The organism is Pseudomonas sp. 05N434, from assembly GCF_056396965.1.
In genome coordinates this window covers 1-5609 of record NZ_JBFTMK010000373.1, presented here as the reverse complement: position 1 = coordinate 5609, position 5609 = coordinate 1, and the positions used below count along the sequence as shown (strand labels likewise).

General features: G+C 58.2%; 7 protein-coding genes. 6 read left to right on the top strand and 1 reads right to left on the bottom strand.

Annotation, left to right across the window (positions count from 1 at the left end; translation table 11 throughout):
- The 5 genes from AC1DLB_RS20960 to AC1DLB_RS20940 all read left to right on the top strand — a co-directional run.
- The coding region (locus tag AC1DLB_RS20960; RefSeq protein WP_477785568.1) for a zinc metalloprotease at window positions 1-637 on the top strand (637 nt) is incomplete at its 5' end.
- A 527-nt stretch (window positions 638-1164) separates the two neighbouring features.
- Window positions 1165-1527 carry an ArsC family reductase gene (locus AC1DLB_RS20955; RefSeq protein WP_477785567.1) on the top strand — a complete coding sequence of 121 codons (363 nt, stop codon included), beginning with the start codon at window positions 1165-1167 and terminating at the stop codon, window positions 1525-1527.
- A gap of 33 nt (window positions 1528-1560) precedes the next feature.
- The gene (gene dapD / locus AC1DLB_RS20950; RefSeq protein ID WP_064620069.1) at window positions 1561-2595 is read left to right on the top strand and encodes a 2,3,4,5-tetrahydropyridine-2,6-dicarboxylate N-succinyltransferase; all 1035 of its coding nucleotides are present in this window, start codon (window positions 1561-1563) and stop codon (window positions 2593-2595) included.
- Between the two features lie 94 nt (window positions 2596-2689).
- A complete protein-coding gene (locus AC1DLB_RS20945; RefSeq protein ID WP_477743278.1) occupies window positions 2690-3895 on the top strand; it encodes an aminotransferase class V-fold PLP-dependent enzyme in 1206 nt (401 codons plus the stop codon).
- Window positions 3892-4296, top strand: a complete 405-nt coding sequence (locus tag AC1DLB_RS20940; protein WP_064620073.1) for a SufE family protein — start codon at window positions 3892-3894, stop codon at window positions 4294-4296. Before AC1DLB_RS20945 ends, AC1DLB_RS20940 begins: the two co-directional genes overlap by 4 nt.
- Before the next feature lie 41 nt (window positions 4297-4337).
- Here the strand turns inward: AC1DLB_RS20940 and tcdA are convergent, their stop codons facing one another.
- Window positions 4338-5156: a tRNA cyclic N6-threonylcarbamoyladenosine(37) synthase TcdA gene (gene tcdA, locus AC1DLB_RS20935; protein ID WP_477785566.1), complete on the bottom strand. Its 819-nt coding sequence runs from the start codon at window positions 5154-5156 to the stop codon at window positions 4338-4340.
- Between the two features lie 281 nt (window positions 5157-5437).
- Between tcdA and AC1DLB_RS20930 the strand changes: the two genes are divergently transcribed.
- On the top strand, window positions 5438-5609 hold a 172-nt coding region (locus tag AC1DLB_RS20930), incomplete at its 3' end, for a hypothetical protein (protein WP_477785569.1).

Here is a 5609-nt window from a genome sequence, read left to right as displayed (position 1 = left end):
CCTCCACACCCAGCACACACAACAACACCCCAACAAAAAAAACTTACATATCCCTTTCGCTCGCCAATTGACGACACCAAGCAACACACACTATAAAACCCGCCTGAACATTAGACCAAAACAAAATCACATAGATAAACAAACCAATGCATCTCCAATAACGGAGACCTCAAACAACACACTCACAAGGATGACGAGTATGAACTTATGCAAGTGCATTGAGCCCGATAATATTCAGGCTTCTTATGATGCGGCAATCAATGAAGACCTAGCGAACGCGCCCCAGACAATACCAGGAGGCCGACAAAAACGCGCTGTAGGCGACCACACCAAATTCTGGAAAAAAGGTCGGACACTAAAAGTGGCTTTTCTGAGCACAAACCGTTGGTTCATCGAGGCCACACAAGGAGCAATCCACCAATGGATACCTGCCGTCTTTGACGTTCGCATCCTTTTCGTCGAAGGTTCAGAGGGTGATATCCGGATATCTGACGACTTCCATTCAGGGAATTGGTCCGTTGTTGGCACTGACGCACTGCTTGTACCTGAGCCGAACACAAAAATGGTCAAGAGAGGAGATCTATTCCAACCTGTTAAAAAAATTGGAAAAACCAAAAACCCGAACATCGCCTTATGACCGCACCTCAATCATGCACTACCCTATCCAGGCTGAACTTACTCTCGACGGTGTAGCGATAGCGCGTAACAATCGCTTATCTGCAAACGACGTAAAGCTGATGACAGAAATTTACAGCGGGAGATAAACCCAAACACTGTCAGGGGTGGATAAGCTGCCTCTGACAGTCAATATAAAGCTACACATTGTAGAGCCTTATACTTCATCCACACCGTCAATAAAAAACCCAGCCAATGCTGCTTCAACCATCAGGTCTCGACGCAAGCGCTCGCTCGTCAGCTACTCAAAGCTGCGGGCAAACGGCCGTACACTCAAAATCGCGCATAAAGCGCGGTTCACGAGCAATCGACAGCATTGAAGTGCCATATTAGCGGCTTAGACTGCAGGCCGATCGTTGCACCTATGTCGCATAGAACAGTCGATTGCCAAGACAAAAAGACAAACCCGACCACAGCCGACGCGAAACCGTCCGGTCATGGCATAATCCGTCACCTTTTATTTTCAGCACCTGCAAAGGGGGCAATTCCTTGACCGTTTCAAGCAAAACGTTGCACCTTTTCGGCATCAAAGCCTGCGACACCATGAAAAAGGCGCGCACCTGGCTCGATGAACACGCTGTCGGCTATGACTTCCATGATTACAAAGCGGTCGGAATCGACCGTGAACACCTGACCCAATGGTGCGAGGAGYACGGCTGGCAAGTGGTGTTGAACCGTGCAGGCACGACCTTTCGCAAGCTCGACGACGAACGCAAAGCCGATCTCGACCAGCCGAAAGCCATCGAACTGATGCTCGCACAACCCTCGATGATCAAGCGCCCGGTGCTCGATCTCGGTGWCAGAACCCTGATTGGCTTCAAGCCAGATATCTACGCGGCCGCACTCAAGTAAGGCAGCCCGTTCCATTTTGTTAGAGGTATCAACATGTCCACTACCCTGTTCAGCCTGGCCTTTGGTGTCGGCACTCAAAACCGTCAAGGCGCATGGCTGGAAGTGTTTTACGCGCAGCCACTGCTCAATCCGTCGGCCGAACTGGTCGCTGCCATTGCACCGGTTCTGGGCTACACCGAAGGCAATCAGGCCATCGCCTTCAGCACTGCTCAGGCATCGCAACTGGCTGAAGCGCTGAAAAGCGTCGACGCTGCACAAGCTGCGCTGCTGACCCGTCTGGCCGAGAGCCACAAGCCGCTGGTCGCCACGCTGCTGGCCGAAGACGCACAGCTGAGCTCCACGCCTGAGGCTTACCTCAAGCTGCACCTGCTGTCCCACCGCCTGGTCAAGCCGCACGGCCTGAACCTGGCCGGGATCTTCCCGCTGCTGCCGAACGTGGCCTGGACCAGCCAGGGTGCGATCGACCTGTCCGAACTGGCAGAGCATCAACTGGAAGCCCGCTTGCGCGGCGAGCTGCTGGAAGTGTTCTCGGTGGACAAGTTCCCGAAAATGACCGACTACGTGGTACCGGCCGGCGTGCGTATCGCTGACGCGGCACGTATTCGTCTGGGCGCCTACGTGGGCGAAGGCACCACCGTGATGCACGAAGGTTTCGTTAACTTCAACGCTGGCACCGAAGGCCCGGGCATGATCGAAGGCCGCGTGTCGGCTGGCGTGTTCGTCGGCAAGGGTTCGGACCTGGGCGGCGGCTGCTCGACCATGGGCACCCTGTCGGGTGGCGGCAACATCGTGATCAAGGTGGGCGAAGGCTGCCTGATCGGCGCCAATGCCGGTATCGGCATCCCGTTGGGCGATCGCAACACCGTTGAGTCGGGCCTGTACGTGACAGCCGGTACCAAGGTTGCGCTGCTCGACGAAAAGAATCAGCTGGTCAAAGTGGTCAAGGCCCGTGAATTGGCCGGTCAACCTGACCTGTTGTTCCGTCGCAATTCGGAAACCGGTGCCGTGGAGTGCAAAACCCACAAGTCGGCCATCGAACTGAACGAAGCGCTGCACGCTCACAACTAAGCAGAGCGTCAAACGATCACCTTGTAGGAGCGCCGCATCGCTCGCTCCTACAAGGTCAGGCGTACACCCGCCCATGTCACCAGGGCCGAACAACATGATGATTCCTTCTCCCTGGCGCGCCGATTTTCCGGCCATCGCCGCACTGCAACGGCAAGACCAGACCTATCTGGACAACGCCGCCACCACGCAAAAACCTCAAGCCCTGCTGGATGCCCTGGCGCATTACTACGCCAACGGCGCGGCCAACGTGCATCGGGCGCAACACTTGCCTGGCGCCCATGCCACCCAGGCGTTCGAGGACAGCCGCCGCAAAGTTGCGCAATGGCTCAATGCCGGCGATTGCGGGCAGATTATCTTTACCCACGGTGCGACTTCCGCGCTGAACCTCCTGGCCTATGGCCTGGAACACCTTTTCAATCCGGGCGATGAAATTGTCATCAGCGCTCTGGAGCACCACGCCAACCTGTTGCCGTGGCAGCAACTGGCCCACCGTCGCGACCTGAAACTGGTGATCCTGCCGCTGAATGTCGACGGTTTGATCGACCTGGATGTCGCCGCGCAGTTGATCGGTCCGCGAACCCGTTTGCTAGCGGTCAGCCAGCTGTCCAACGTGCTGGGCGCCTGGCAACCGTTGCCCGCGCTGTTGGCGATGGCCAAGGCACACAACGCGCTGACCGTGGTCGATGGCGCTCAAGGCGTGGTTCATGGTCGGCACGATGTGCAGGCACTGGGCTGCCACTTCTACGTGTTTTCCAGCCACAAACTCTATGGCCCCGATGGCCTGGGCGTGCTGTTCGGACGCAACGAAGCGCTGCAACAGCTGCGCCCCTGGCAGTTCGGCGGCGAAATGGTGCTGGACGCCAACTACCACGATGCTCGCTTTCGGTCCGCACCGCTGGGGTTCGAGGCCGGTACGCCGCCGATCGCCAGTGTGATCGGTCTGGGCGCAACGCTGGACTACTTGACCGGGCTGGATCAAGACGCCGTGTCCGCCCACGAAGCGGCGCTGCATGACTATCTGCTCAAAGGCCTGGAAGCGCGCAACGGCATTCGCCTGCTGGGCAAACCGCAGCTGGCGCTGGCCAGTTTTGTCGTCGAGGGTGTGCATAACTCTGATTTGGCGCATTTGCTGACCGAACAGGGCATCGCCGTGCGCGCCGGTCATCATTGCGCCATGCCGTTGCTCAAAAGCTTTGAACTGGCCGGGGCGATTCGGGTGTCGTTGGCGCTGTACAACAATTCCGAAGACCTTGAGCGCTTTTTCGAAGCACTGGATCAGGCCCTGGAGTTGTTGCGATGACCTTGCCCGTCGATGCCATTACAGCGCTGGACACGTTTCAGCAGGCGGCGAGCTGGGAACAGCGGGCGCGGCTGTTGATGCAGTGGGGCGACCGTCTGCCTGCGTTGAGCGATGTGGATAAAGTCGACGCCAACCGCGTGCATGGCTGTGAAAGCCAGGTCTGGCTGGTCGGCACGTTGCAGGACGGGCACTGGCAATTCAGCGCCAGCAGCGATGCGCGATTGATTCGCGGGTTGGTGGCGTTGCTGCTGGCGCGGGTCAACGGGTTGTCCGCAGTTGAGTTGCAACAGGTGGATTTGGCGGATTGGTTCAGTCAGCTGGGGCTGGGTCGCCAGTTGTCCCAGTCCCGTAGCAATGGCTTGAATGCGGTGTTGCAGCGGATGCGTGAGCTAGCGCACTGATCGTTCCCACGCTCTGCGTGGGAACGATCGAACCACAACCATTAAACCTGAGGTTTGATCCGATCCGCCGGACGCCGCACGCCCGCCACAATCTTATCCACAGCCTTGGTCGCCGCGACCATGCCAAACGTCGCCGTCACCATCATCACCGCGCCAAAGCCCCCGGCGCAGTCGAGCTTCACGCCGTCCCCGACAAAACTCTTCTGCAGGCAAATGCTGCCATCGGGTTTCGGGTAGCGCAGTTGCTCGGTGGAAAACACGCACGGCACGCTGTAGTGACGGGTCACGGTACGGGAGAAGCCATAGTCGCGGCGCAATGTAGAGCGCACTTTCGACGCCAGCGGATCGTTGAACGTGCGATTCAGATCGCAGACCTGGATCAGCGTCGGGTCGATCTGCCCTCCCGCGCCGCCGGTGGTGATGATCTGGATCTTGCGCCGCTTGCACCAGGCAATCAGCGCCGCCTTGGCGTTGACACTGTCGATGCAGTCGATCACGCAGTCGATGTTCGGCGTGATGTATTCGGCCATGGTTTCGCGGGTGACGAAGTCCGCCACCGCATGCACCGTGCAGTCCGGGTTGATCCCGCGCAGGCGCTCGGCCATCACCTCGACCTTGGGCTTGCCGACGGTGCTGTCCAGCGCATGCAGCTGACGGTTGACGTTGCTGACGCAGACGTCGTCCAGGTCGAACAGCGATATCTCGCCCACGCCACACCGGGYAACCGCTTCCGCCGCCCAGGAACCGACACCACCGACGCCGACGATCGCCACATGGGCCGCGCGCAAGCGCGCCATGCCTTCAATGCCATACAAGCGGGCGATACCAGCAAACCGCGGATCTTCTGTACTCATGACCATTACCCCAAAAACCGGCGCGCATTATAGGGCTGTCGGCGGCCAAGAGCATCTTTGCACTATGAACGGCGGTGTCGACTGCTTTAATTGACAAAAAATTGATCGGAATTGGACTACAACGCTCTGGTCAAAGAACTTAAGTCGACCTGGACTGCCCAATGTCGTGCGTTTCCCTGTTCGCTGTACGGTCAGAGAACCTCCAGTGTAGGATGCGCGCCCCTGCCACCTGGCAGCCGGCCGCCAACCGTTCCTTCGTTCCACAGCCTTTGGAACCCGAAAAAGCTATGTCATCGCGTAAATTTGGACTCAACCTGGTAGTGGTTCTAGCAATCGCCGCCTTGTTCACCGGTTTCTGGGCGTTGGTCAATCGCCCGGTCTCCGCCCCCAACTGGCCTGAACAGATCTCCGGCTTCTCGTACTCGCCGTTTCAACAAGGCCAGTACCCGCAGAAAGACC

Excerpts from the sequence above, each read along its gene's own strand:
- AC1DLB_RS20940 (WP_064620073.1), top strand. The coding sequence starts at position 3,892 with ATGACCTTGCCCGTCGATGCCATTACAGCGCTGGACACGTTTCAGCAG.
- AC1DLB_RS20945 (WP_477743278.1), top strand. The coding sequence starts at position 2,690 with ATGATGATTCCTTCTCCCTGGCGCGCCGATTTTCCGGCCATCGCCGCA.
- dapD (WP_064620069.1), top strand. The coding sequence starts at position 1,561 with ATGTCCACTACCCTGTTCAGCCTGGCCTTTGGTGTCGGCACTCAAAAC.